At 60.0% G+C, this 23,088-nt stretch carries 28 protein-coding genes, 1 tRNA gene and 1 other RNA gene; 4 read left to right on the forward strand and 26 right to left on the reverse strand.

All coding sequences use genetic code 11. The annotated features are described in order from the left end of the window. Positions 1-97: 97 nt before the first annotated feature. Positions 98-451 (reverse strand): hypothetical protein, encoded by a 354-nt coding sequence (locus CR105_RS24485; RefSeq protein WP_099793136.1) that lies wholly within the window; start codon positions 449-451, stop codon positions 98-100. Positions 452-460: 9 nt separating this feature from the next. After that, on the reverse strand, positions 461-649 hold the full coding sequence (locus CR105_RS24490; protein ID WP_131021832.1) for a hypothetical protein: 189 nt from the start codon (positions 647-649) through the stop codon (positions 461-463). Between the two features lie 106 nt (positions 650-755). Here CR105_RS24490 and CR105_RS24495 point away from each other — a divergent pair, with 106 nt between their 5' ends. After that, positions 756-965, forward strand: coding sequence for a hypothetical protein (locus tag CR105_RS24495; RefSeq protein ID WP_099793140.1), 210 nt, complete (start codon positions 756-758; stop codon positions 963-965). A gap of 418 nt (positions 966-1,383) precedes the next feature. Here the strand turns inward: CR105_RS24495 and CR105_RS24500 are convergent, their stop codons facing one another. From CR105_RS24500 to CR105_RS24580, 18 genes are all read right to left on the reverse strand, one after another. Further along, positions 1,384-1,635 (reverse strand): hypothetical protein, encoded by a 252-nt coding sequence (locus tag CR105_RS24500; protein ID WP_099793142.1) that lies wholly within the window; start codon positions 1,633-1,635, stop codon positions 1,384-1,386. Between the two features lie 178 nt (positions 1,636-1,813). Beyond that, positions 1,814-2,182, reverse strand: a transfer-messenger RNA (tmRNA) gene (gene ssrA, locus CR105_RS24505). Between the two features lie 213 nt (positions 2,183-2,395). Further along, positions 2,396-2,527, reverse strand: coding sequence for a hypothetical protein (locus CR105_RS29295; RefSeq protein WP_267873916.1), 132 nt, complete (start codon positions 2,525-2,527; stop codon positions 2,396-2,398). A gap of 6 nt (positions 2,528-2,533) precedes the next feature. Then, positions 2,534-2,680, reverse strand: a complete 147-nt coding sequence (locus CR105_RS28550) for a hypothetical protein (RefSeq protein ID WP_180288305.1) — start codon at positions 2,678-2,680, stop codon at positions 2,534-2,536. A 155-nt stretch (positions 2,681-2,835) separates the two neighbouring features. Beyond that, a complete protein-coding gene (locus CR105_RS24510; RefSeq protein ID WP_099793144.1) occupies positions 2,836-3,207 on the reverse strand; it encodes a hypothetical protein in 372 nt (123 codons plus the stop codon). A 175-nt stretch (positions 3,208-3,382) separates the two neighbouring features. After that, on the reverse strand, positions 3,383-3,760 hold the full coding sequence (locus CR105_RS24515) for a YdaU family protein (RefSeq protein ID WP_099793147.1): 378 nt from the start codon (positions 3,758-3,760) through the stop codon (positions 3,383-3,385). Then, entirely contained in the window at positions 3,760-4,707 is a 948-nt protein-coding gene (locus tag CR105_RS24520) for a PriCT-2 domain-containing protein (protein WP_099793149.1), read from the reverse strand. Before CR105_RS24520 ends, CR105_RS24515 begins: the two co-directional genes overlap by 1 nt. Further along, positions 4,704-6,236: a DEAD/DEAH box helicase gene (locus tag CR105_RS24525; protein WP_099793151.1), complete on the reverse strand. Its 1,533-nt coding sequence runs from the start codon at positions 6,234-6,236 to the stop codon at positions 4,704-4,706. The genes CR105_RS24520 and CR105_RS24525 overlap by 4 nt, the downstream gene beginning before the upstream one ends. Beyond that, positions 6,233-7,180, reverse strand: coding sequence for a ParB N-terminal domain-containing protein (locus CR105_RS24530; RefSeq protein WP_099793153.1), 948 nt, complete (start codon positions 7,178-7,180; stop codon positions 6,233-6,235). The genes CR105_RS24525 and CR105_RS24530 overlap by 4 nt, the downstream gene beginning before the upstream one ends. A gap of 279 nt (positions 7,181-7,459) precedes the next feature. Next, complete coding sequence (locus CR105_RS24540) at positions 7,460-7,834, reverse strand: hypothetical protein (RefSeq protein ID WP_099793157.1); 375 nt, start codon at positions 7,832-7,834, stop codon at positions 7,460-7,462. A 9-nt stretch (positions 7,835-7,843) separates the two neighbouring features. Continuing rightward, on the reverse strand, positions 7,844-8,056 hold the full coding sequence (locus CR105_RS24545; protein ID WP_099793243.1) for a helix-turn-helix transcriptional regulator: 213 nt from the start codon (positions 8,054-8,056) through the stop codon (positions 7,844-7,846). 113 nt (positions 8,057-8,169) lie between these two features. After that, complete coding sequence (locus CR105_RS24550) at positions 8,170-9,000, reverse strand: hypothetical protein (protein WP_099793159.1); 831 nt, start codon at positions 8,998-9,000, stop codon at positions 8,170-8,172. A 100-nt stretch (positions 9,001-9,100) separates the two neighbouring features. Beyond that, complete coding sequence (locus CR105_RS24555) at positions 9,101-9,406, reverse strand: hypothetical protein (protein WP_131021831.1); 306 nt, start codon at positions 9,404-9,406, stop codon at positions 9,101-9,103. Between the two features lie 322 nt (positions 9,407-9,728). Beyond that, complete coding sequence (locus CR105_RS24560) at positions 9,729-10,127, reverse strand: hypothetical protein (protein ID WP_131021830.1); 399 nt, start codon at positions 10,125-10,127, stop codon at positions 9,729-9,731. Beyond that, complete coding sequence (locus tag CR105_RS24565) at positions 10,124-10,738, reverse strand: hypothetical protein (RefSeq protein WP_099793165.1); 615 nt, start codon at positions 10,736-10,738, stop codon at positions 10,124-10,126. The genes CR105_RS24560 and CR105_RS24565 overlap by 4 nt, the downstream gene beginning before the upstream one ends. Further along, positions 10,735-11,040, reverse strand: coding sequence for a hypothetical protein (locus CR105_RS24570; protein WP_099793167.1), 306 nt, complete (start codon positions 11,038-11,040; stop codon positions 10,735-10,737). Before CR105_RS24570 ends, CR105_RS24565 begins: the two co-directional genes overlap by 4 nt. Then, positions 11,037-11,330, reverse strand: a complete 294-nt coding sequence (locus CR105_RS24575; RefSeq protein WP_131021829.1) for a hypothetical protein — start codon at positions 11,328-11,330, stop codon at positions 11,037-11,039. The genes CR105_RS24570 and CR105_RS24575 overlap by 4 nt, the downstream gene beginning before the upstream one ends. Before the next feature lie 165 nt (positions 11,331-11,495). Beyond that, positions 11,496-12,134: a KilA-N domain-containing protein gene (locus CR105_RS24580; protein ID WP_099793171.1), complete on the reverse strand. Its 639-nt coding sequence runs from the start codon at positions 12,132-12,134 to the stop codon at positions 11,496-11,498. Positions 12,135-12,429: 295 nt separating this feature from the next. On the opposite strand from CR105_RS24580, the gene CR105_RS24585 reads away from it, so the two are divergent. Further along, entirely contained in the window at positions 12,430-12,909 is a 480-nt protein-coding gene (locus CR105_RS24585) for an Arc family DNA-binding protein (RefSeq protein ID WP_229414109.1), read from the forward strand. A gap of 109 nt (positions 12,910-13,018) precedes the next feature. Here CR105_RS24585 and CR105_RS24590 read toward each other — a convergent pair whose 3' ends face one another. The 6 genes from CR105_RS24590 to CR105_RS24615 all read right to left on the reverse strand — a co-directional run bounded on the left by CR105_RS24590 (position 13,019) and on the right by CR105_RS24615 (position 19,789). Next, positions 13,019-13,654, reverse strand: a complete 636-nt coding sequence (locus tag CR105_RS24590; RefSeq protein WP_099793173.1) for a hypothetical protein — start codon at positions 13,652-13,654, stop codon at positions 13,019-13,021. A gap of 847 nt (positions 13,655-14,501) precedes the next feature. Next, entirely contained in the window at positions 14,502-15,281 is a 780-nt protein-coding gene (locus CR105_RS24595; RefSeq protein ID WP_099793175.1) for a DUF3800 domain-containing protein, read from the reverse strand. Between the two features lie 297 nt (positions 15,282-15,578). After that, positions 15,579-15,655: transfer RNA gene (locus CR105_RS24600), tRNA-Pro, on the reverse strand. A 143-nt stretch (positions 15,656-15,798) separates the two neighbouring features. Then, on the reverse strand, positions 15,799-16,293 hold the full coding sequence (locus CR105_RS24605) for a thioredoxin domain-containing protein (RefSeq protein WP_099793177.1): 495 nt from the start codon (positions 16,291-16,293) through the stop codon (positions 15,799-15,801). Next, the gene (locus CR105_RS24610; RefSeq protein WP_099793179.1) at positions 16,290-17,540 is read right to left on the reverse strand and encodes a sialidase family protein; all 1,251 of its coding nucleotides are present in this window, start codon (positions 17,538-17,540) and stop codon (positions 16,290-16,292) included. The genes CR105_RS24605 and CR105_RS24610 overlap by 4 nt, the downstream gene beginning before the upstream one ends. An 11-nt stretch (positions 17,541-17,551) precedes the next feature. Beyond that, positions 17,552-19,789, reverse strand: a complete 2,238-nt coding sequence (locus tag CR105_RS24615) for a TonB-dependent receptor plug domain-containing protein (protein WP_099793181.1) — start codon at positions 19,787-19,789, stop codon at positions 17,552-17,554. A gap of 244 nt (positions 19,790-20,033) precedes the next feature. Between CR105_RS24615 and CR105_RS24620 the strand changes: the two genes are divergently transcribed. Together CR105_RS24620 and CR105_RS24625 are read left to right on the forward strand one after the other, a co-directional pair. Next, the gene (locus tag CR105_RS24620; RefSeq protein WP_099793183.1) at positions 20,034-21,530 is read left to right on the forward strand and encodes an ATPase domain-containing protein; all 1,497 of its coding nucleotides are present in this window, start codon (positions 20,034-20,036) and stop codon (positions 21,528-21,530) included. Between the two features lie 7 nt (positions 21,531-21,537). Further along, positions 21,538-23,070 carry a hybrid sensor histidine kinase/response regulator gene (locus CR105_RS24625; RefSeq protein ID WP_099793185.1) on the forward strand — a complete coding sequence of 511 codons (1,533 nt, stop codon included), beginning with the start codon at positions 21,538-21,540 and terminating at the stop codon, positions 23,068-23,070. The last annotated feature ends 18 nt before the right edge of the window (positions 23,071-23,088 follow it).

Raw genomic sequence — 23,088 nt, forward strand, 5'->3', positions numbered from 1 at the left:
TTCGGATCGATGCGCGTGCGGATTGTGTACAGGTCGCTGCCTGCGCTATCGGCACCCATGTAGACGGAGCCGTTATGCTTGATTGCCACTACACAGGTCATCGGATGCCTTCGAGCGGCACGCTGAAATAGCGTGCCAATTCAACTATCGAGTTCTGCGGGTATGCCTGCCCGCCCCTCTTGTGCCGCGCCATGTAAGCCGCATGCGCCGCATCGATGCGGTCGCGCATCCAAGCGTCGAAGTTCATTTCCGCCGGCGCCGTCTTGACTTCTGGCTTACGCACTAATTCATATTCGGCCAGCGCCGCGACAAAACTGCCCTCTGGGTAGTATTCGCACTCCACGCTGACGATATTCCCCGTCTCGACCCGCAGAACGAACGAGCGCGTTTGCTTCGGCAACTGGAGCGCGTCACACAGCGCCTTGCCGATCTGATGACTCATGATTGCCATGTTCTACCCTTACTTGCCTTCGAGGATGTTCCGCACCATGGCGTCAACACCGTCGCCAAGCTCGCCATACCCGCCGGAGCGCAGCATGGTCTTGGCCGACTCGCAGGCGGCTAGTTGCGCGGCCATGGCTGCCATCTTGTCGCCGTCAGGATCGGCTGCAGCGCGAATGATTTCGAGCGCCCATGCGTGTGAGTTCATGCTAGATAATCCTTGCATCTTGCTTGCAGCAATAGTCAACTTCATCCAGACGGCTGAGATCGTGTTATCTTGTCATTTCCACACAACAATTACACCGGAGACAAATATGGACGCGACGCTCGCAAGCACAACATTTGACATCAAGATTAGCGGCATGCAGCCAACCATCACGCGGGAGATCAAATTCAAAAGCGGAGACTCAATAACGTTCACCGTCACTCTAGACCGCGATGACGAAGTGAAGATGCTCGAGTTGCACAAGCGTTCGGTTAAGCATGTCATTGCTCTCTTAGAAGCCTGGTCATCTCCGAAATAAACGAGCTAGCGCAGCGCGGCACCATGCCGTAAGCATCCTTTCCCAAGTCCACTTCAGCCACCCACTCCCTGGCGAGTGAGAGCGCTATCGAGTCCGTATCATCAGCGCTCAATTGCGAAGTCTTTGTGATCGGATCGCTCATCGGGAACCTCAAATAAAAAAGCGCCGTCGCATTGCTGCGGTCGGCGCGAAGCTCAAGGGGAATTTGAGCGGAGATTGGTTGTGGTGGCCGGCGCTGATCTCCGGCTTGGAGAGACTTACGCAGTCAAGGCCTTCGCCCGACAGCCCGCTCACCTTCGAATACATACGTGCGCCATCAGCACTGCGCATTCACCACAAGGATGCCGACTGCCGACCGGGTAACGACGATCTGTCCGACTCACCACAATCGGCATTCTTGTGCGGCCTTGCTAGGCCATTACAAACAAAACTTCGGATCAGGCTTCTTCGCCAGTTCGCGCGCCAGCCGTTGCGCCATTGCCTCGATGTACTCGGCTCGCTGCAATCGTTCGGCAATCGCCTGGTAGGCCGCATCGGTGATCGTGCGGCAGCCTTTGACCTTGCACGTTTGCGCATCCTCGTCGCTGAGTGCGAGCGTGTCGGGGATGGCGTCTTGTGCGAGGGCTGGTGTGGCGATCAGCAGCGCGATCAGGGCGAGCTTGGCGAACATGGATGGCTCCTAATTCTTGGTCAGGCTGAGTTTGCGCTTGAGCCAGTTCCAGCCCTCTTCCCTGCGGAGCCGGGCAATCGCGTCGCTAACTCCTGTCGGCTTTCGGTATCGCATGGGCTGCCCGATGTTGAGGTTGGCGCCGGTTTCCGTTCCGGCTTACGCGGCCTTCCGCGTTCGGTAACTGCGAATTGGTGGCCCGCCATTCGGTGATAAGGCGCGGGCCTTTCCTCACAAAGTCTTAGGCGTAAGCCGCGACCTTGAATTCTGCGTCGTTTGCATTTCTGCTTTTGCTCGATTTACGGTCGTCGCCTACCGTGCCGCCATCTTCCGCTGCTGCGCGCTGTCGAGACCGATACAGCCCCAGGGGGAGAGCACTAATTTCGGCTACCGCTTTCGCGTCATGGACTATGCGCCGTGCCAACTGTTGCTTAGTGCGCTCCTGGTGGAGCTGGCGGGATTCGAACCCGCGTCCAACACGCCATCACATGGATGGGATTACGACAATTCTTGTGATCATCCCGTTACAGCGTGGGGGTCGTTCGCCTTGCGGCAGCACGCAACTTGTGGCTGCGCTCGACTGTGTGGTTAAGACCACCGCTCAATTTGCTATGTGAACTACTGTCGCCGGAAAGACCAGGGCGAACCCTGCGGAGCGATCCGGAGGCCTCTCACGAGGACTTTTTCGCTGGCCCGCCGGAACGCCAGCAGGCACTTGCAGCCGAGATCGCCCGACCGCCGCTACATCCCCAACGGGGAATTCTTAGTTACAACCCAGCGTGCGCCCAGTGAAATACGCCAGCTCGCACGCCACCAGGGCGACGACGGCAACCGCAAGCCAGCGCGCAAGGCGGCACGGCTCAGGCTCGGTGCTGCTGCGGGGCTGGTAGCGCATGTGGGGTCAGCCGTTGTAGATCGGCGCCAATCCGCAATCCATCGGAGTGCCGGTACGCTTGATGAAACGCCTCACCGCGTCCGCAACACCCATCTTGCCAGCGTCGCGGCGCTTGGCTTGGATACGCTGCGCTTGCTCGTAAGTTTTTACCATTCGGATCTCCAAATGAAAAAGCCCGCGATCCTTTCGGGGCGGGCTTGGTATGTTCGGTACTATCTGTAGCGTAACAAGTTCTGAATCCCCATACAGGTATCAGAGTAGCGAAATCATCATACATCGTGCATGACAATCTGCATACTGCTGAGTTGTCATGACACTGCCTCCCCGAACATTGCAAAGGCAAGTTGCTCGTGAATCCAGAGCAATCGCTGACTGAAGACTTGCCGCGGAATTTTTAGCACTTCTGCCTTCGTCTTCTGCGGGCGCCGATCGAAGTATTCGAGGCTGACGACGCGCTTAAACGGGGGCGCCAGGCGCTCGATTTCGATGTTGAGGCGAGTGATCTCTTCGGGCATTTCGCTATACGTGTCCGCGCTGCGATTGGAGCTTTGCACGCGTTCGGTCGCGAATGCCACTTGCGTCGGCCACCCTGTCCGGCGGTCGATGTGCCAGCCGGCCCACTCATGCAGCAGTGTTTTGATTGAATCGATTGCGGAGTTTCGTGTCGCTGGATGGTTCATGTGTTCTCCACGATTTTGACTTGGGGTTGCTGTTGCTGTTGCTCTTGTTTTTGATTCTGAACTTGCTTCATGGAGCGCCTTTGCAGTTGGTTCTATAACTACCGTTAGGTATAGTTAGGTGACGGTGCATTAAGACGTCATCGATTCGCTAATGCGTTTGCCATGCGTTTGCCATTCAATTTGGCATGCGTTCGCCATCGATTTGCCACCGCGCCGCCGCCCCTTTCCGGCCTGACCTTGCTTTTGCCTCTGTGATCCTGTTCGCCTTTGCAAGCTCCTCGCGCAGACGGTTGTTGATCCAATACTCCGACGTCACGAAGAAGAACGCTTTCAGCGCAGCCTCGTTCGCCTTCCATCGGACAGGGTTCAGTCTCGAAATGGCTTGAAGCTGCACGGGGTCGTTTGGGAGTCGCCCCTCCGACTTCCAGGCGACCATCAGCAGCAACAGGTACGCGCCGTGCTGTTCCGCGCTCAAGTGCATAGTCGCAGCCAGATAGTCGGAGACATAGAGTGGCATCCAGATGTCGGCCTTCTTTTTTCTTGTGGCTACCATTAAGGCGCCCTCCTTCGAACATCAATAATCAGTTTGCACAGCGCTACCATGCCGGCGCGTTGATGAAGGTCGTTGGCGTCCTCGCCGACCACATCGCTCATGCAGTAAGGCAGGCCGGTCTTCTTTGCCGCCTTCTCGCCGGCGAGGGATAGGTCGTTATCTGCGAAGACGAACGCCCGGCCCTTGACCATGGTGGCCACATGAGCAAGGTTCGAGTCACTGAAGCAGACCAACACAGACGCGTTTAAACGCAGCCTGCGCAGCGCAAGCTCAATGGATAGGCCGGTGGCATACCCTTCAACCAAGAACGTCTCCTGCGCCCTCTGATTGCCCAGCCTGAGCACTGCGCCCTTGGCCCGCATACCGGATGCCATCTTCTTTTCCCATCGCCGCTCGCCGGCTATCCAATCGATGGTTTGGATTCCCTGCACCTGGTTGGTTTCGAGGTTACGCATTGGGACGATGAGCGTCGACTCGTTGACCAGGGCAACTACACTGGGCAAGCCCTTCGAGTTCAGGTAGAAGTGCGTTTTCAGTTCGCACTGCTCGATCACCTTTTGCGATGCGTCGGCGGCGGCCCGATAGGCGCGCTGCTTGCGCGCCTCCTCGGCAATCGTCGCGGCATCACGAGCAGCTCGCGCCCGGCGCTTCTCAGCCTGCTCCTGCTCCGTCAGCGGCCCGCGGTGCTCACCGTTGTCGCGCCAGCCGTTTGCAGCGGCCTCGTGAAACAGCGTCCCTAGTCCGACCTTTCCCGCCGCGCTGATGCTGCGCCACACCGACTTCGCTGACCTTGCGTCATACGATTCAGCGCCCTGGCTCCACACGTCCCACGCGTCGAATCCATCTTCCGCAAATTCCGATTTGATGGCCATGCCCATTCGTATCCATAAATCGCGGTCGTGCGGTGGAACGAAGGAGAGTGCCGACGTCGCTCTATCGAGACTCATGGCGCCGCCCTTCCCCGCGAGAACGCGATGTTCTTCGACCGGATCTTGTTCATGACATTCTTAGTGATCGGCGTGTTTGCGTTCGCATCGAAGGTGTAATTTGCGGGCGGCTCGGTACCGGTCATTTCCTTGTAGAGGTGCCAAGCGCGGCCTCGCTGCTTGCCGGGCGAACTGTTACCGACGGCGTACGTGCAAAGCTGGTCCCACAGATGGCGGGTGTCGTCGGCCAACTTCTTCTTGCCCAACATGACCTCGCGCATTTCGCCCGACTCGACCTGCACCATCGATGCAGATTTCGACTCGTGCCCACACGCGATGCAGCGTTTCGCGAACGGGAAGAAGCCGCACGACGGGCAACCGGTGGCTTCCTTTTCCTTGTCGTCGCGCCGGATCGCCTTATCCAACTTGTCGCCGGCATCGAGCGCTTCCAGACCGTTGTAGTAGATGTCGCTGTAGTCCTCCATGAACCGCAGGATGTTCCCGGAATGGTCCAGCAAAATACAGCCTGTCTTGCCGGTCTCCGGAGAGCTGCGCAAGCCTCTACCCCACATCTGAATTGCGGTCGACAGGGACTTGCGCAGCGGGCGGCAGTCGACCACGCAGCCGACCGTCGGCACGTCGAATCCTTTGGCCAGCGCTTCCACGCTGATCAGAACCTTCAGTGCTGAATCGTCTTTTCGGTATTCGGCGAGTAGCTGCTCGCGCTCGATCGCGTCTGTCTTCGACGTGAACACTGCAGCCATGATCCCGGCTTCATTGAACTGGCGGCAGATCTCTTCGCAGTGCGCGATCGTGGCGCCGAATACGATGGTCTTTCGCCCCTCCGCGTACTTGACCCATTCGACAACGACGTCGCCCACGATGTCCATGCCGCGCTGCTCTGCCGCCTTGTCGGTCCACTCACCGCCGGCCGTCGCCGCGCCGTCCATGTTGGTCTTGGTGCAGCTGAAGACCTTCATCGGCACCAGCACGCCGGATTGCGTCAGCTCGTGCATTGTCGTCGCGTTGATAAGATTGCTGAACAGCTTGCCCAGGCCATCCGAGAACGGGGTCGCCGACAACCCCACCACCGCAGCTCTGCACGTCTTGATATGTTCGGTCCACACGCTCAGCTGAGTATGTGCCTCGTCGATGATGATGACGTCGGCATCTGGCCACCCGCGGTTCTTCAACGTCTGCGCGCTGGCAATCTGGAACGGCACCTCGGGATTGAAGCGCCAGTGACTCGCCTGGATGATGCCATGTGCCGACAGGCCGTATTTGTCAGCCGCCTCACTGGTCTGGTTGATCAGCGTGGTCCGGTCACACATGAAAATCACACGACGACCTTTTAGCAGCGCTTCGTGCGCGATACGCAGCCCCAGGTACGACTTGCCCGCACCGGTTGGCGCCATGATCAATTGGTTCTTGTGTCCCGCCTTGAGGCCCTGACGCAGCGCGTCGTGTGCCGTCGACTGGAACGGGCGCGGCACCGGAAATGAAGTGCTGGCGTAGCAGGGAGCATCTTGCTCGAATAGGGTCGCGCTCATACGGTACGCTCCAGCTTCGCCAGTTTCGAGCGCAGCGACTTGATCATGCGGATCTGGTCGTTGATCGTATTTTGGTGGCCGGCGTTTTGCGACCTCAGTGCCGATATGTCCAAGCCCTTCTGTTTCAAGTCGGCCAGCGCCAGCGCCAGAGGATCATCGTCCGATGCGAGCAGATTCTTGATGTACTCAAGCTGCTCGGCCTCGGCACGAACAGCGGCCGCGATTTCCTCCGGCGATGGGCCGAAGTCGTCGACCAGCTCCGATCCCACCTCTTGAACCGGGCCCGCCGCAGCAGCATTTGATACCTGGCCAGATTGAGCACTGACGTCATGTTCGGCGCCGGGGCCGAAGTGATCATCCATGCGGGTCTCGGCGGGTTTTGTAGCGGTTTCGGCGCCACCCTGCTCTGACTTCGACTTTCCGATGTTGGCAGTGTTCTGCTCGTAGGTCTTGCCGTTGCGCTCGACCACCCGAACTGTATCTTGTGATCGATCACAAGATGGCTCCTGCGCGGACGAGAGGCGGGAGACAAATTCACGACTGACACCGCACGTCTCGGCAATGCGAGCCTGGGTCCATGTGCGCCACTCAGGATCATTCAGAAGCGTTTCGACAGCACGGCGCTTGTCCTCGTTCGTGCGACGCAGGCCGTGCGATGCGTTCGCGCCGACCGAGAAAAGGATTGCGTCCCGCTGCGTTCCGGTGCGGATCTCGGCGGCGATCTCCATTGCGCCGGCGTCACGGTGTGCGTTGTATCGATGGAATCCGTCAGCGAGCCAGAATGTCACGCCGTCAAAGAACGTGACGACTGGCGGCAGGTCGACGGCAGCGCGGATCGCCTCAGCGTATTCGGCAATCGTGACCTGGTTAAGCTCGACGCGGGATTGAGTACCGCCATTGATACGAACGGCGTCGAGCGGGATGGTGTCGATTTCGTGGATCATGCGGCCCCCAAATCGAAGGTGCTGAACATCCACCCGGTCGCACTCGACGAGATCACGCCATGGTTGTGAAGCCACATCGTCGCCTGCTTAATTGCGCGCTTCATGCGGACTCCATGGTCTCGATAGTCGCAGTGGCCAGGGCAGCCGAAAACATGTGCATCCAGCACCAGGCCGCCGCCGACCCACGTGCGTATGGGCAGATGGCCTGGGCGCCGGATTCAGCTGCCGCGGTGGCGGATCTGACAATCTCTGTCAGAGGAACGTTACGTTCGTGGCCGTTCATTGGATGGCTCCTGCAGCACGATCCGCGTTCAAGTGCCTCGCCTTGCTGCAAGCCGTTTGCAGACGGCGTCGCAGGTTGTAGGCCTTCCGTTTCTCGGCCCGATGCTTGTCGTACTTGCCCTTTGTGGCGGCGATGATTGGGGCGTGATCCGGATTGCATGGATCGAGCCTGCCTTCGACGGGACCGTGCTTCCCCTCGTAGGAGTTCAGCGCCTCGATGTACTTCCGATGCGCCTCGTTGACAGCGAGCTGCTGGCGGTGGTCCCGTATCGCAAGCACAGCCACTTCGATTAGCAGGGCGATTTGAGAAGCAGAGACGTGGGGAGTCCCTGCGCCGGCCGGTTGCCCGGCGGCGTTGCGTGTGGTTTCCATGGGGCGCTCCTAGACCGAGGCGATCAGCTTGCGGATGTCTTCCACTTTCCAGACGGTGACACCTGGGGAGAGTTTGAATCCTGCCGGGTAGATGCCTGACTTGATGCCGCACCACCAAGCGGTGCGGCCGATAGGAATGAGTGCGGGGACTGGCGGCACCGCTTTCGGATTGCCGATGATCTGGGGAAGTCGAAGAAATCCGGTTTCAGGAAGTTTGCTCATGATTGCATCCATTCGTAAGTGACCGCACTTGGCCGATGGAAGCAAGGTTAGGCAATATGAACTTGTCGCGAAACCCTTGTGCTCGCAACATGCGCACTATGCCTGCAAACTACTCATGGTGCTGGCAGGGTTCCAACTTCCGCTTCTTTTTCCCAGATTCGGCACCAATCCTCGATTACCTTTGTGCTTTCCAGCTCTTCACATTTTTCCAGCATGTCGCGAGCAAACGCCGCCTTCCCCTTATAAAACACTCGGCCGGCCTGCCAGCCGCGCCAGCACTCTTTTACAAACGATTTTTCTTTTTGCTTTGGGTCTTCCGCATAGCGAATCTTTGCTTTTTCGATGGCTGACTCGCGCAATTTCCGAGCAACCCCAGTTTCGATGGAAGAATCAGAAAGTTCATTTAAGTAGTCAATCGAATCGTCACGATGCTCAATATTCGCCCATAGCAACTGCTTAGCGGCATGTAGAAGATCGCCGACAAACTTCATCGTGAGACCGGCACTGGAAAGGTCGCCTAGCGCTTTGTCGATGATGAGCAACGACGTAAATCCCCAAATTTGCATTGGCAAAATCTGGCTCTCGACATTTGGTGTCTCGGAATTATCTAGACCATGTATGGCCCAAAACGCAATCGCTCTCTCCTCTGGATCGGCATGCCGCATGGGAGCCTGGTCACTCCAATTTTCGCGTCCGACCGCTGCAAGTCTATAAATTTCGTTCTTGAGATTTTGCGTCCAGCCCTCACCAACCTCCTTGAAAGCGTGCCCACCCGAGCGATTGCTTGAGCCTAGGCCATGGAGTTCTATGCCATGAGATAGGTCAAATGCTTCCACGATGAGGGAGCCTAGATTCTCAACTACATTTTGATCTTCGTGTTCCCGGAAACACCCCGGCTTTATGCTTCCGTCGACGTCGAAATTCACAAATACTGATTCGCGCATAGCATCCCTTTCGATGCCCCTGAAAAAAGGTGCCAGCCCAGCCCGCCAGGGAAGCGGGTTTTCGGGGATCAGCCTGAGGGCTGGCGTAAACTTGTGCTGCTTACTCTTCGCTCGCGCCCTCGGCCGCCAACTCCGCCGTGACAAGCAAGTACTGAAAATGCCGCACGTCTAAGCGGGCCGGTATGCCCTCCTTTAATTGGCTGACCAGGTACTGCGGGTCGCGCAGTTTGCGCCAGTCAACCAGCTCTGCTTCAAGCTGCTTGATCCGAGCAATTTTCGCCGCATCGTAGGTAACCGCCAACGACAGCTTATGCTCGCGAATCTGCGCCTGCTCTTCCAGGACAGTGATTTGCCATTTCAGCGCCAGCATCTCGGACACTGCAGGAACTCCATCAATTGAACTCATTCGAATTCCTCGCGTGTAATAGACTTAGGTACCCGATAATGTACGATAAATTCCCGGTTCCGCCCAATCGCCATTTCTGCAGGCGATTGGGCCCACCGCTCACGCCGCTATTCCTTCCTCGTTTCGACCAGGCGCAGCGATGGTGCGGCCCGACGTGGGCAGTGCACTGCTTGACCTGCCGTCACCCGCTCGATGAACGCCTGGCTGCGGTCATCCATAGCGCGAAACGCCCTGAGCACGGACATCTCTTGCTGCGTTAAGTCGGGAGGCGCGGTCGCCCCTGCGGCTCGCGCGAGCGATCGTGGCGGTTTCTTAGAATCGCTCATGCACCACCTCCACTTTCTGCACCCGGCGCATCGAACGCATAGCGCGGCCAATCTTCGGCCTGGCCCAGCGCGTAGTCATGGATTGACGCGCGCCCCCGTTGGTCGGCTAGGCGGAAGGCCTTTAACACTGCCATCTCTCTTGACGTTAAGCCGAGCGGCTGAACAGAGTCGAAGCCCAGCTCCCAGGCGGTGACCATACCGGCGACATCCGCGTGATCGCTGGACTCCTCGACTAGATCGGCACGCCGGTGCGCGCGACGCTTCTCGAATGCATCGGCAGGATCGGAACCGCCCACCAGGTTTTCGAGGGCGTCTCTTCCAGCCTTCTCGCCAAGGACGCGCATACTGGCCCGAGCGATTGCACGAGCACGAGGTTCGCTGGAGTCGATTTTCACGATGCTGCTCCTTCGCCGCTGATGCCATCCGGTGGGTTGCAGTTCCGCCAATGCGTCACAGCGCCTTCGGCAAAGGTGCCGCCATCAATCGGTGAGTACCAGCAATCGACGGCACAATCGAGGCAGGCAACCCGAGGCTGCCCGCGCGAGTCGTCCCAAACAACAACAGGCTCTTCAATCGGGGGCCTCGCAACCGACGCTACCGAAATCCAGCACTCCGATGGTGCCGCCTTGAGCACACCGAGTGCGCCTTGCAGGTCGACGCGGGTATCGCAGAGGATGTCGCTGCGGCCGTCCGCAAAGCGAACAGTGAGCAGAGCCAGGCGGTTCAGTGACGTCATGCGCTTCTTCAGCTTCGCGAGCGTCAGGCCGTCGAGCGGAAGTTCGGCCATGGCGTGAATGCCCGCGACCATCGAAGCTATTTCATCAGCGATGCAAATGCCGAGGTCAATAGCTTCGACTGCAGACGTCGCAATATCTATCGGAAATTGGGCTGGAGTGGGCGCCGGAGCGGCAAGCGCCGCCGCAATCTCCGAGCGCCATGGATGGTCAGCGTGAAAATGGGCCGCGGCCATGTAGCCGTCCAGCCTGGTGAGTACGGCGGCGCTCATGATGCAGCCCTCAGCGCAGCGACGACCTCATGCGCCTGGTCGCGATAAAAGCTAAATGTCTCCATCCGTTCGTCAGCGAAGTGCGCCGCGAGACGTGCGAAGCGTTCGATTGTGCGAAGCCGCGCAAGCATCTGATCCTGGCTGAGGTCGCTCACTTGCGCCGAGGCTTCGATTGTTTTGAAGATCGTGTGCATCTCGTCGAGAATGCTCATGCCAAGGTCGGAAGCGTTCATGGCATCGTGAGCGACGTCCAGCGCGGAGCCCTTCTCGTTTCCGGCCGGCGCCGTTGCGCGGGCGGTCATGCTGCTGCTCCCGAACGAACGGTCATAAATGGAAGAATTTCTTTGATTTCGGTGGCGAATTGCCACGCGAGCGCCAAATAGCTCTGCCGCGAGTTCTCGTTCAATGCGGCGAAATTCTCTTCGCCGTCGCCGCCGATCATTAGTAGGATTGCAGAAAGCTGATCGGCGCGCATCGCAGCGTGATCTTCCAAGTCGACAGGACTGACATGGAGATACCCGTATTCTGCGCTCAATACAATTTTCTGTTGCACGTTTGATTTGTTTGCGTTACTCTTATTTTCGTTAGTCATTTTTGTCTTCCAAAAGGGCGAAATGATCCACGCGGCCCGGAATGTCTCAATCATCCCTGTGGCCACAACCCCTAGTTCCGCTAGGCCGGTTGGTACTGACTTAGAGGGGCGCCTTGCCGGGCGCCCCTTTTCACGTCAGGGTCTGTTTGTCTCCTGATCTGCTGGCTAGTCGGCCACCTCCTCAAATCCAGATAATGGAAGCTGGCCCGCGCCTGTAGTCGACAACTGCCCAGTAGCGTGCAGCAAGCGCCAGTCGTCAAGCGTGTCGGTGCCGCTGGCGATGCGCGCGGCCACCGGCACGACACGGCTGGCCTGACCCTTGGTCATGAAGCGGAAGTTGGTTGATCCGGCGGCCGCATTGAAGGCGCGATAGCTGACCGGGAAAGCGAGCCGGAATCTGCGCAGCGCGTGGGCCGCGGCGAGATACAACGGCATGCGCTCCGCGACCGTGCTCAGTTCGTCCGCAAGTTCGCCGTCCAGTGGCTCGCCACGCAAGAGATGCTCAATCTGATCATCGCACCAGAGCGCGAAGTCGACGTCGAGCCAGCGCGCAAACATGACAGCTAATTTCGGATGTAGCCACGTTCCGCCGCCAAGATCAGGCCGGCCGCGCTTCGTCTTCAAATGCGGGATTTTCCCGTGTTTGCGCGCGATCGCGCCCAAGTATTCGACAGTCGTCGGAAGGCGCAACCACTCGCCAGCCTCCTTGCCGTAGCGCTTCGCTGCGGCCGTCGCATTGAACCAGCCGTCATCCTGGAAGCTGAACGCGACGCCTTGATACTCGGCAGTGACCAGGGCAGTCATTTAGCCGTCCGTTCAGACTGTGCGTTCGCCGCAGCGAGCCCGCACTCGATAAGGAGCAGAATCTCAGCATTCATTGACCGTCGATTCTGCGCCGCCAGCGCCTTTAGCGCTGCCTTCTGGCCCGAGTCGAATCGCACTATGTATTTTTCTCCGGCCTGGGCTCTACGCGATGGCGAATGCATTATTTCTCCTTGATATGGCTCAATGCCAGCATCAAATATAATTGATGAGTTAGCTTGGCGCAAGGTAAATATATGGCTCAGAGCCAGTATTTTTAAAATGACGCTGAGCCAGTATGCTGGCGCCTATGACCAATGAAAAGCCAACGCGCACACCTCAGGCCGCCGATAAGTACATTGTCCGGCTCCCGGAAGGCATGCGCGATCGCATCGCGGCTGCGGCGAAGGAGTCGAATCGAAGCATGAATGCCGAGATCGTTCAGCGACTAGCTATCACGCTGAGCTCTAGTGAAGAACTGAACGCAGAGCTTGAATCTGCTGGTTATGCGGTGCTGCCACGGCTCATGACCATGGAAATCGCTGACCGCGCAGCGACAGAAGGTGCGTCGATTCAGGAGATGACGGCGCGGATTTTCGCAGCTGGCATGCATAAGGACGCCCCGGAAGTTTTGTATATTTCAGTACAGCCTGGCGCCACGGTCCAAGACGTTCGCGCGGTTCTTGAGGCTGCGAAGGGAATTATCTCTGATGTCGCCACCATAGTTTCCGAGCCCGGTCGAAGTACGAAAAAGAAAACCCCGAAAGCAGGTACTTGATATCGAATCAGGTGGGCAAATCTTTGCCCAAAGAATGCGTGATGCTGCTGAAATTTTGCTGACTATCAAGCGATAGATCTTGGCGCGCTCACCTCCAGCCCCCCCCCTATCAGAACTGCAGTTCAGCCTGACCGGATTCTAGATGCACGACCGCTATTGGCACTCGGTGTTGACCCGCCAAGGGCGTGAAGTCGCGATCGATGACTGCGTGACCGTGGAACAACGATTCCTGCGCCCGCACCACTTCGAACGCCCTATTCATTCGATGGTCCAGGGTGCCTCCCGTTATGAGGAGATGGACGCAAAGACTTGGGCGGTCGTTGTTGAAATTGGTGAGCGCGACATTGTAGGCCGCCGCTTGCGAGTAGCTTGCAGCGATAGCAGAATCGGATCTTTCTGTGGCTTCGCGCTGCATCAATATTTCGAGCGGCGTGGCCGAAATGGGCGCCGCCAGACGGTCCGCCCAAGGCGTGGCGCCTTCACGATCGTCATCGATGGAATACGCGCTTACTAGACGCCAGTCTCGTTCACCTTTGGCACTCCAATAAACTCGATTCAAAACCAGCTCTTGGTCGGCCGTGTCGGCAAAGTCTATGCTGTGCCCTCGTTTTTGGGAGATATCCTCTGCCGCGAGCCAAGCCTCACCATGCAGATCTTTGGGGGTGAGGTTGCCTCCTATGCTGCTTGCGATGCGACGAAATCTAGAAGTTGCGTTTTTTACGAAAGCGGAAAAACGTTTTAGCATGCTCCGACTCCAAAACAAAAATGTCGGATAGTAACGTTATCAAATCGATCCGTCTGTAAAGTGATGCCACTATGGAGTCATTTCACAGAATAATTTGCAAGGGAAAGCATGACCGCACTGAACAGGCAGCAGAGCCTGGCATCAGCGAGTCGACAGTCAGCTGGATAGCAGCAGGAGTGGCGTTAGCCGGCAGGCCGAGCGCAGGCTTGGCGAGATGCTGCGGGATATGCCAAAAAATCCAGGCTCAAAAGGGCAGCCCACGGGCGATGTTATTAGCAGTTCCAAAGTGGAACTGCTAACAAGGAATTGCGCCCCCACCCTCGCAGACATTGGCATCGACAAGAAAGTCTCAATGCGCGCCCAGCGCCTCGCAGCACTGCCAGCCGAAAAATTCGCAATGGTCGCGGCAGGCAAAGGAATTCGTGGAAGCGGTTGGCGCTGTCGCCCTGCCGTGGGAGTAGCCCATTTCGGGCAGAGGAAGGCCGCAGCTAGCGGGCGAGTGCGATACGGTGGCGCTGAACTTCCAACGAAGCCGGGGGTGGGGCGGCCTTCTGCGATGCAGGTTCGTCCGAGATTTATTATAGAATCAATGACTTGGGCCGGCCTGCTGCCGGTGCTCGAGTTGTTCAAAGCGGTGGCGCCGAGTATCGTAAAATAGCCCGCTCGGGGCGGGCTAGGGTTGCAATTCCATACGGCAATTTGTATTCGCGCCTGATAAAATTTAGGTTGCTTAAATGTTCAAATTTGACTACCATTCAGTGGCAGACAAGCGCAGGAATTGTAGAGGTCGCCGAAAGGTGGCAGCCCGAATGGGTGGAATCCTCGAACCTGGGGTCTGCTCCTAATTTCAAAGGCTCATCATATCGGTGAGCCTTTGTTTTTCTGCCGCGTCATCGCACCATAGCTTCATCCCATACCCGTCTGCGCGCCCCTTATTCCTGTACACGGTAGACCTAAGCAGCCGGAAGTACCTTTCTTCGACCTCCCCGTACTGAGATTTATTCACTGCAAAAAAAATGCTCGACGCTACAGCATCAACCGCTTGCAGTCCAGCAAGTTGGTCATGGTTCACCGCGCGCACATTCGCCGAGTTGATCGCTGGCCAGTGGATATTGATGTTGGTTGACATTGCCGACTGCTGGAGCAAAACATCGAGGTATTCACGCAGGTCATCATAGGACATGGCCGACCTGTTCGAGAACACTAAATCAGCAGCGCAGCCACCGCCATTTGCGTGGTCGCGGCACAGCCAACTTACGCGCTCTAGAAGCAGCCGTGTGCAGTAGCGATATAACTTGTGCGCCTCCTGCTGAAACGTCTCGGGGTTCCGAATGGATGGCTTGTGGAACAAAATACTGACAGTCTTGACTGGGGTGGCGCCGATGATCCTGACTAAAGGGATTCGTTGCTCGTGCTTAATATTGCGAAAGTGAAGGACGTACTTGTCCGGCTTTCCAAGGAGGGTGCGGGCATCCCTCATGGCACTGACGATTTTAAGGTCATTTGACTTGCGCACAACCATTGCCGAAAGGACGAACCAGCGGGAGCTTCCCAGTTCGCCAGGTAAAAATTTGAAGCCCTCATCCCCAGCTTCATCGATATAGACCACAAATTCAGGTTTTGTCACCCTTCACATCCAATCATGTTGCCTCAACCACAATCCCGCATACCTCGCAGGCTGTAGCAGTGATCTGTAAGTTTCGGTCCGCGTCTGCCGCAACCCTCGGCATCCTGGCGTGCCGCTGCGCCCCAGCCAGTTGCTCCCGAATGCGTTGCCGCTAGTCTACGCAAATCTGATGTCGATGTTCAATCCAATTCGCATTAGTTCGCAGATGTTCGATATTTTCTAAGGAAAATTTAAGGTAATGTTAGCCTGATCATGAAAAAGGCCAGCGGTGAGGCTGGCCTAAGTCATTGATTTTGTTGGTCGGGACGGAGTGATTCGAACACTCGACCCCTTGCACCCCATGCAAGTACGCTACCAGGCTGCGCTACGCCCCGACGAGCTAGAAATTATATCAGACAGTGTGCAGTTTTTGCCAACATCGCGGCGCTTGCCGCCGCGCCAAGATCAACAGCCGACCGGGCTGTCCGCGTCAGCTCCGCCGACCCGCCAGCAAGCGCATCACTTGACGCTGCACGCGTCAATCGGCGACGCGCCGCTTCCATTGCGCCAGCATATCTGCCTTGATGAGCCCGGAATAGGCCGTGCGCTGCCCCTTTGCGTCATACCAGTAACTGCGTGGCTTTTCGCCATGCCAGTCCGGATCGAGCACAAAACGCAGGCGCTCGGGGGCGTCGCCGCCGAAGCTCCACGTATCGTTGAGAAGCTTGAGTGAGCCTAAGCGCTTGCGCACCTGGCCCGTCAGAACCTGGTCGGCGATCGGGTCGGTGGTGACGGTGACGAGGTCGAGCCCGGGATGGGCAGCCCGCGCCTTCGACAACACTTCCAGGCTGGCCTGGCAGAATTCGCAATCCATCGACCATACCAGCAGCACGAAAGGCTTGCCACGATGGGCGGCCTGAATCTGCTCCAGGCTCTGCGGACCGAAGGGCTTGATCGATTGCGCCAGCCCGGCCGAGGACACCAGCAGCGCCGCCATCAGGGCGGCAATCCGATACGCGGCACGCATGTTCATGATGCAACCCCGCGCACGATGAGTCCGTCATCCTGGGTGCGCCACACGAGGCGGATGGCGCCCGCCCCGCCGACCAGGTGCGGGTGGTCCGAAGCACCGCCGCTCGCGGCAACCGAGCGCTGCTCCCACGTCGTCCCGCCGTCATGCGAGATGCGCGCCGTCACGATCGAGGTTTTTCCGTCAAACTCTTCCCACGCCACGGCGATGGTGCGCCCTGCCGCCAGCACTTCACCATGTTCGGCGCGCCTGCCGCCCAGGCGTACCGGCTCGCCAGAGAGCCCGTCCGGAGATACCGCAACGTAGAACAGGCCGCCGCGCTCGGCGGCGCCGCTGAACCAGACCTGGTGGCGCGCCCCGGCGCCATCGTAAGCGAGCGCGGGGCCGTGATGCGGGCAGGCGTCGATGCGCCAGTCGTCAAAACTGACGCGCGCGATGGCGCCGGCCTTGCCCGTTGGCGACAGGACCGCCATGGCGTGATCGCGCACGTTCGGCTCGAATATGTGGCGCCACATCGCCACCACCTGCCCTTGCGCGTTGAGCGACAGCGCAATGCGGCAGCACTCGCAACAATGGTCGGCGATCTTGACGTCCGCGCCGAAGCTGGCGCCGTTATCGGTCGAGACGGCGCAATAGACCGCGGCGCCGCGATAGGCGCGCTTGCCGGCCCGCGCCGCATCGCCGTCGCGCTTGTCGATCCATGCAATGAAGACGCGGCCCTCGCGGTCGACCATGATGCTGTCGAAGCGGTGGCCGGTACCGGCCAGGTCGCGCTGGACAGTGACGGCGGCGGAGAAAGTTCGCCCGCCGTCGATGGAGCGCACAAAACGTATGTGACCGGTGTGCGGCTTGTCCAGCGGGCTGGTGAAGGCCAGATAGATCTGGCCGCCAGGTCCGAACGCCAGCTTTGGCCGTCCTTCGCCGTTCGCCTCTACCGGTTCCGGCACCCGCAGCGCCGGCCCCAAGGTTGTCCATTTCTGGCCGTCGTCGGCTGACCACGCCAGCACGATGTTAAAACGCGCCGGCCGGCCAGGGGCGGCCGGCGCCGCCTCTTCCAGCTGCGCCACCCACAGCCTGCCTTCGGCGTCGACCGCCGCCGCCGTACCAAGCGAGACGCGCGACGGCGCGCGCACTGCGCCGCTGCCGGCAGCGGCCGTGTGGCTGGCGCCATCGTGCGCCCATGCCGGCAGTGCGGCGCAGGCGGCCAGCGCTGCCAGCGTTGCCAACATGTCGCGACGCGAGTTGTCCATGTCCGTGCTCCTTAAAAGGTGACGCGCACGCCGCCAGACACGGCCCGCGGCGGCGACATCGTTTGATTGTACGGCTGGGCCTGGGCATAGGTGCTCTCGCCATAGCGGCGGTCGAATACGTTGGTGGCGCGAACGAACAGCGCGACGGCGTCCCAGCGGTATTCGCTGCTCATATCCCACACACTGTTGCCGCCCTGGCCGAAGCGAATGCCGGCGACGCTGGTGGTATCGAGCAACATCGGGCCGGTATAGCGGCCCTGGATGCGCGCGCGCCAGGCGTCGGTGGGCGCCCAGCTCAGCGCCAGCGTGGCGACATTCCTCGGCACGCCGGCCAGCTGGACCTCGAGCGGATCGGTCACCACGGCGCCGCGGCGCGTCAGGTACGTATCGGTCCGGGTCGCCACGGCCTCGACCTTGAGTTGCTTCGAATAGCGCCAGCCGACGGTCGCTTCGAGGCCACGGGAAGTGCCATCCTGGTCGTTGGTGTAGTAGCGCGCCGCGCCGCCGCAGGTCGGCAGCGCAGCGCCGCCGCAGATCAGCTGGACCTGCTGTGGCGCAGCGTTGGCACGGGCGGTGAACACGGCGATCATGTCGGAGATGTTGTAACGAAAGTAAGTGACGCCGGCCGTGATTGCGCCAGCGCGATAGTCGGCGCCCGCCTCCATGCCGCGCAGCGTTTCCGGCGCCAGGTCCGGATTGGCGATCGTGGTGTTGGTGCCGGTGCCGAAGGTGCGCGTCAGGTTGTTAAATCCCGGTGCGCGAAACGCCTTGTAGACGGCGCCGCGCAGCGACAGCGTCTCGTTCAGTTCATAGCGGGCGGCAATGCTTGGGTCGAGCGCCGACTTGCTCGTCGCCGGCAGCGCGCCGCCACTGGCCGCACCGCTGGCCAGGATGCGGCGATTGCTCCGATGGTCAAGCGCATAGCGGTCGAATCGGGCACTGAAGGTGATGTCGAGTGCGTTCACTGGCGCGGCCTTGAGTTGCCCGAACAGACCATAAAAGCTCTGCACGCCCTCGCCCGCCGTGGCGCTGTCACGATTGCCTTGCGGCGCCGATGGCGACGTCGGCGTGTTGAAAAACACTTCCGTGTCGCTGGCCGAGAGCCGGCGGTAGTCGGCGCCCATCGTCAGCGCATACCAGGTCGGACTCAGGCGCGTCGAATAGATCAGCGAACTGCCGCTCTCGCGGTAGCGAAGCGTGCCCTGCTGCGAGTAAAACTGCACGACGTTGTCGTTCACCCTGGCCGGGGTCAATGCCGCGCTGCTGCTGGTCAGGCAGCTGCTGCCGCCCTGGTGGTAGCAGCTGTTGCCGTTCAGCTTGTCGAAGGCGACGTACTGCGACCAGGCACTGGCCGCCAGGTTGGTCCGGCCAGCCAGCTTCTTCTCGACATGCAGGGCGATGTCCGGGCTTTTCTGCAGGTTTTGGCCATGCTGGTAGCCGATCTGCTGATCCTGCTCGTGGTAGCCGAGGCGCACGTAGCCGCGCAAGGCCTCATTGGGCTGCACATGCACCGTCAGCGACACGTTGCGGTTGTCGGCGCTGGTTGCGCGTTTCTGCGGAAACCGGTACAGGTAGGCCGCCGGCGTCGCCTGGTAGCCGTCCGTGTGATACCGGTCGGCCGACAGGTTCATGCGCACGCTGTCGGACAGCACGAAGTCGCGGCTCATTGCCACGTTCCACGTGCCCTGGGTGCCGGCGCTGACCTGGACCTCGCCGGCGCTGGCGCGCGGACGCTTCGTCACAATATTGACGACGCCCGCCACTGCCATGTTGCCCCACAGGCTGGAGTTGCCGCCTCGCAGGATCTCAATGCGTTCAATGTTGGCCATCGGCACCTTGAACCACTGCGTCGTCAGGTAAAACGGATCGTGCATCGGCACGCCGTCGAGCAGCATCAGGACCTTGGCGTTGCCCAGACCGCGCATCTTGGTCTGGTGACCGGTCGGATCGGACGAGCCGGCCGGAACGGCGGTGAAATTCATGCCCGGAATATCGCGCAACAGCTGGTCGACGGTTTGCGCAGGAGAACTGCGGATCTGTTCCTGCGAGACGATGGTCGTATGCAGGGGCATCTGCTCGACCCGGGTCTGGCTTCGGCTGGCGGCGACGTACACGGTGGGCATGTCTTCCGCCGTCGACTGCTGCGAAAGGACAGGGTTTGCCCATGCGCCGAGCAACAGCAACGGCATCGCCTTGACGATGGCGCCGCGGGCGCGGCGATGAACGACTGGCGTTTTATTGTTTTCCATTGGACTTTGTTTTTAATCAAGAATTATTGCTAGCATGATCCCTTGCAGCTCAACTTAATTCCTTGACGCGGGTCAAAATCCACGGATCTCATCAATTTGGCCACGCGCTGCCGTGACAACGGACGCAGCTGCCGTCGGGCGATCCAAGCGAACGCCAAACCGAAAGGCAATCATGTACCATTTATTCTAGAAAATTACTTGTCACTATTACAGCTGAAACCTGAAACGACAGATTGCCCTTACGATGGAAAATCAAAACAGCGACACCACGCGCTTCCTCTCTACCGGGGTACCCGGACTGGACACAATCCTCGGGGGCGGCCTCACCAGCGACCGGCTGTACCTCATTGAAGGGGAGCCCGGTACCGGCAAGACCACGCTGGCGCTGCAGTTCCTCTACGAGGGCGTGCGCCGGGGCGAATCGGTGGTCTACATCACGCTGGCCGAAACGCGCGTCGAGCTCACGTCGGTGGCGTCGTCGCACGGCTGGTCGATGGACGGCATTCACGTCGAAGACATCATCCCGGACGAGAACATCCTCCATCCGGATCAGCAATTCACCATCTTCCACCCGTCTGAAATCGAGATGGGCATGACCACCCAGCGCATCCTCGATACGATCGAAAAGTACAAGCCGACACGCGTGGTGCTCGACTCGCTGTCGGAACTGCAGCTGCTGGCCGAAAGCCCGCTGCGCTATCGCCGCCAGGTGCTCGCCCTCAAACAGTACCTGTCCGGCAAAGGCTGCACCACCATGTTCCTCGACGACCGCACCGCGCTGTCGGGCGACCTGCAGGTGCGCAGCGTGGCGCACGGCGTCATCACGCTCGAACTGATCAACCAGGATTACGGCTCCGAACGGCGCCGCGTGCGCGTGGTGAAGTACCGCGGCATCGCTTTTCGCGGCGGCTCGCACGACTACAAGATCGTCAATGGCGGCCTGGTGGTGTACCCGCGACTGATCGCGGCGCAGACCCGCGTGGTCATCGAGCGCAAGCAGCTCTCGAGCGGCCTGCCGGAGCTGGACGCGCTCACCGGCGGTGGCCTCGACGAAGGAACCAGCACCCTCATCGCCGGCCCGCCGGGCACCGGCAAGTCGTCGCTTTGCTCGCAGTACGCCTACGCGGCCACCCAGCGCGGCCAGAAGGCGGCCATGTTCCTGTTCGAGGAAGCGGCCAACAACATGCTGCTGCGCTCCACTGGCCTCGGCCTGGATCTGCGCGGCGCCTGCGACAGCGGCATGCTCGAGATCCAGCAGATCGATCCGGCGGAAATGGCTCCCGGCGAATTTATCCAGAAGGTGACCGACGCCGAAGCGAAGGGCGCGCGCGTGATCGTCATCGATAGCCTGAACGGCTACCTGAACGCCATGCCCGATGAGCGCTTCCTCGCCACCCACCTGCACGAGCTGCTGACATACCTGGGACAGCGCGGCGTCGTCACCATCCTGGTCGGTGTGCAGGCGGGCCTCATCGGCGGCGCCATGTCGACCAACGTCGATGCGAGCTATATCGCCGACAGCGTGATCATGCTTCGTTACTTCGAAGCGCGCGGCAAAGTACGGCAGGCGATTTCGGTTTTCAAGAAACGGGTCGGCACGCACGAACGCACCATTCGCCTGTTCAGCATGAGCAGCGCGCGCGGCATCCGCGTCGGCGAGGTGCTCACCAATTTCCACGGCATCCTGACCGGCGTCCCGACGTTCGATGAAGCCGTGTTCAGTTTTAGCGACGACGAATAGGCCGCGCATGGAAAACCGCATCCTCATTTACGCCCCTTCCGGCCAGGATGCGGTGCTAGCTTGTAAGATGCTGACGCTCGCCGACGTCGATTGCCTCGTGACGCCCACCGCGGCAGCGCTAGCCGAGGAGCTCAGGCGCGGCGTCGGCGCCGTGCTGACGGTGGAGGAAGCGCTGTCGAACGGCGGCCTCAAAGCCATTGGCGAATTCGTGCAGTCGCAGCCTGCCTGGTCGGATGTGCCGATCGTCCTGCTCACCAATCGCGGCCCGGATTCGCTCACCGTACGCCAGGCCATCACGGTGCTGGGCAACGTCACCCTGCTCGAACGGCCGGTGCGCACCCTGACCTTGATTACCTCCCTGCAGTCGGTGCTGCGGGCGCGCGCCAAGCAGTACCAGGTGCGCGAGACCGACCGTCGCAAGGACGAATTTCTCGCCAGCCTGGGCCACGAGCTGCGCAACCCGCTGGCGCCGATCCGCACGTCGATGGGCGTACTGACGCACATGTATCCGGACCAGGCGCCGATCCGCAAAGTGAGCGAAGTGGTGGAACGCCAGGTCACCCACCTGACGCGCCTGGTCGACGACCTGCTCGACGTCGCCCGCATCAACAGCGGCAAGATCGAACTGCAGCGCGCCGACACCAGCTTCGAGGCCATCATCGGCCACGTCATCGAGCTATGCACGGCGGCCGCTGCCGCGAAGCGCATCACGATCGAGCAGCACCTGCCGTCCGAGCATGTCGCGCTGTTCGCCGACTATGCGCGCGTGGTGCAGATCGTCTCCAACATCCTGTCGAACGCGATCAAGTTCACGCCGCGCGACGGCGTCATCACGGTGCGCGCCGAAGTCATCGACTGCGCCCTGAAGATCCATATCAAGGACACCGGCATCGGCCTCGACCCGAAGGCGCTGGAGACCATCTTCGCCATGTTCGAGCAAAGCCGGCCGCCGTCGGGCCAGATCGCCAGCGGCCTTGGCATCGGCCTGTCGCTGTCGCGCCAGTTAGCCGAAATGCATGGCGGCAGCGTGTATGCGCGCAGCGAAGGCCTCGGCAAAGGCAGCGAATTCGTGGTGACGCTGCCGGCGCTGGAGGCCCAGCGGGTCGCCGCGGTTCGCACCAACGGCGCCGAGATCCACATCGAGTCGTCGCGCCCTAAAGTGCTGGTGGTCGACGACAACCGCGACGCCTGCGAATCGCTGCAGGTGTTGTTCGAAATGGAGAACTGCCAGGTCGCTACCGCTTACGATGGACAGGAAGCGGTGTTCGCTGCACGGCAGGCGATGCCCGACCTGATCGTCATGGACCTGGGCATGCCGCGCATGGACGGCTACGAGGCGGCGCGCCGCATCCGCTGCCAGCCCGGTTCCAAGGAAGTGCTGATGATCGCCGTGACCGGCTGGGGCCAGAGCGACGCGCGCCAGCGCACCATGGAAGCGGGCTTCGATCACCACCTGATCAAACCGGTCGACTTCAACGAAATCAAGCAGCTCGCCAACGCCCAGCTGCTCAAGCGCCAGCAGCTGCGCCGCGCCTCGTAGGCTCATGGCCGTCAGGTG

The sequence above is a fragment of the Massilia eurypsychrophila genome, assembly GCF_002760655.1.
In the GTDB taxonomy this organism is placed as follows: Bacteria; Pseudomonadota; Gammaproteobacteria; order Burkholderiales; family Burkholderiaceae_D; genus JAFCUW01.

Coding starts and splice junctions, on each gene's coding strand:
- CR105_RS24485 (WP_099793136.1), bottom strand. CDS start 451: ATGGCAATCATGAGTCATCAGATCGGCAAGGCGCTGTGTGACGCGCTC.
- CR105_RS24490 (WP_131021832.1), bottom strand. CDS start 649: ATGAACTCACACGCATGGGCGCTCGAAATCATTCGCGCTGCAGCCGAT.
- CR105_RS24495 (WP_099793140.1), top strand. CDS start 756: ATGGACGCGACGCTCGCAAGCACAACATTTGACATCAAGATTAGCGGC.
- CR105_RS24500 (WP_099793142.1), bottom strand. CDS start 1,635: ATGTTCGCCAAGCTCGCCCTGATCGCGCTGCTGATCGCCACACCAGCC.
- CR105_RS29295 (WP_267873916.1), bottom strand. CDS start 2,527: ATGCGCTACCAGCCCCGCAGCAGCACCGAGCCTGAGCCGTGCCGCCTT.
- CR105_RS28550 (WP_180288305.1), bottom strand. CDS start 2,680: ATGGTAAAAACTTACGAGCAAGCGCAGCGTATCCAAGCCAAGCGCCGC.
- CR105_RS24510 (WP_099793144.1), bottom strand. CDS start 3,207: ATGAACCATCCAGCGACACGAAACTCCGCAATCGATTCAATCAAAACA.
- CR105_RS24515 (WP_099793147.1), bottom strand. CDS start 3,760: ATGGTAGCCACAAGAAAAAAGAAGGCCGACATCTGGATGCCACTCTAT.
- CR105_RS24520 (WP_099793149.1), bottom strand. CDS start 4,707: ATGAGTCTCGATAGAGCGACGTCGGCACTCTCCTTCGTTCCACCGCAC.
- CR105_RS24525 (WP_099793151.1), bottom strand. CDS start 6,236: ATGAGCGCGACCCTATTCGAGCAAGATGCTCCCTGCTACGCCAGCACT.
- CR105_RS24530 (WP_099793153.1), bottom strand. CDS start 7,180: ATGATCCACGAAATCGACACCATCCCGCTCGACGCCGTTCGTATCAAT.
- CR105_RS24540 (WP_099793157.1), bottom strand. CDS start 7,834: ATGGAAACCACACGCAACGCCGCCGGGCAACCGGCCGGCGCAGGGACT.
- CR105_RS24545 (WP_099793243.1), bottom strand. CDS start 8,056: ATGAGCAAACTTCCTGAAACCGGATTTCTTCGACTTCCCCAGATCATC.
- CR105_RS24550 (WP_099793159.1), bottom strand. CDS start 9,000: ATGCGCGAATCAGTATTTGTGAATTTCGACGTCGACGGAAGCATAAAG.
- CR105_RS24555 (WP_131021831.1), bottom strand. CDS start 9,406: ATGAGTTCAATTGATGGAGTTCCTGCAGTGTCCGAGATGCTGGCGCTG.
- CR105_RS24565 (WP_099793165.1), bottom strand. CDS start 10,738: ATGAGCGCCGCCGTACTCACCAGGCTGGACGGCTACATGGCCGCGGCC.
- CR105_RS24570 (WP_099793167.1), bottom strand. CDS start 11,040: ATGACCGCCCGCGCAACGGCGCCGGCCGGAAACGAGAAGGGCTCCGCG.
- CR105_RS24575 (WP_131021829.1), bottom strand. CDS start 11,330: ATGACTAACGAAAATAAGAGTAACGCAAACAAATCAAACGTGCAACAG.
- CR105_RS24580 (WP_099793171.1), bottom strand. CDS start 12,134: ATGACTGCCCTGGTCACTGCCGAGTATCAAGGCGTCGCGTTCAGCTTC.
- CR105_RS24585 (WP_229414109.1), top strand. CDS start 12,430: ATGCTGGCGCCTATGACCAATGAAAAGCCAACGCGCACACCTCAGGCC.
- CR105_RS24590 (WP_099793173.1), bottom strand. CDS start 13,654: ATGCTAAAACGTTTTTCCGCTTTCGTAAAAAACGCAACTTCTAGATTT.
- CR105_RS24605 (WP_099793177.1), bottom strand. CDS start 16,293: ATGAACATGCGTGCCGCGTATCGGATTGCCGCCCTGATGGCGGCGCTG.
- CR105_RS24610 (WP_099793179.1), bottom strand. CDS start 17,540: ATGGACAACTCGCGTCGCGACATGTTGGCAACGCTGGCAGCGCTGGCC.
- CR105_RS24615 (WP_099793181.1), bottom strand. CDS start 19,789: ATGGAAAACAATAAAACGCCAGTCGTTCATCGCCGCGCCCGCGGCGCC.
- CR105_RS24620 (WP_099793183.1), top strand. CDS start 20,034: ATGGAAAATCAAAACAGCGACACCACGCGCTTCCTCTCTACCGGGGTA.
- CR105_RS24625 (WP_099793185.1), top strand. CDS start 21,538: ATGGAAAACCGCATCCTCATTTACGCCCCTTCCGGCCAGGATGCGGTG.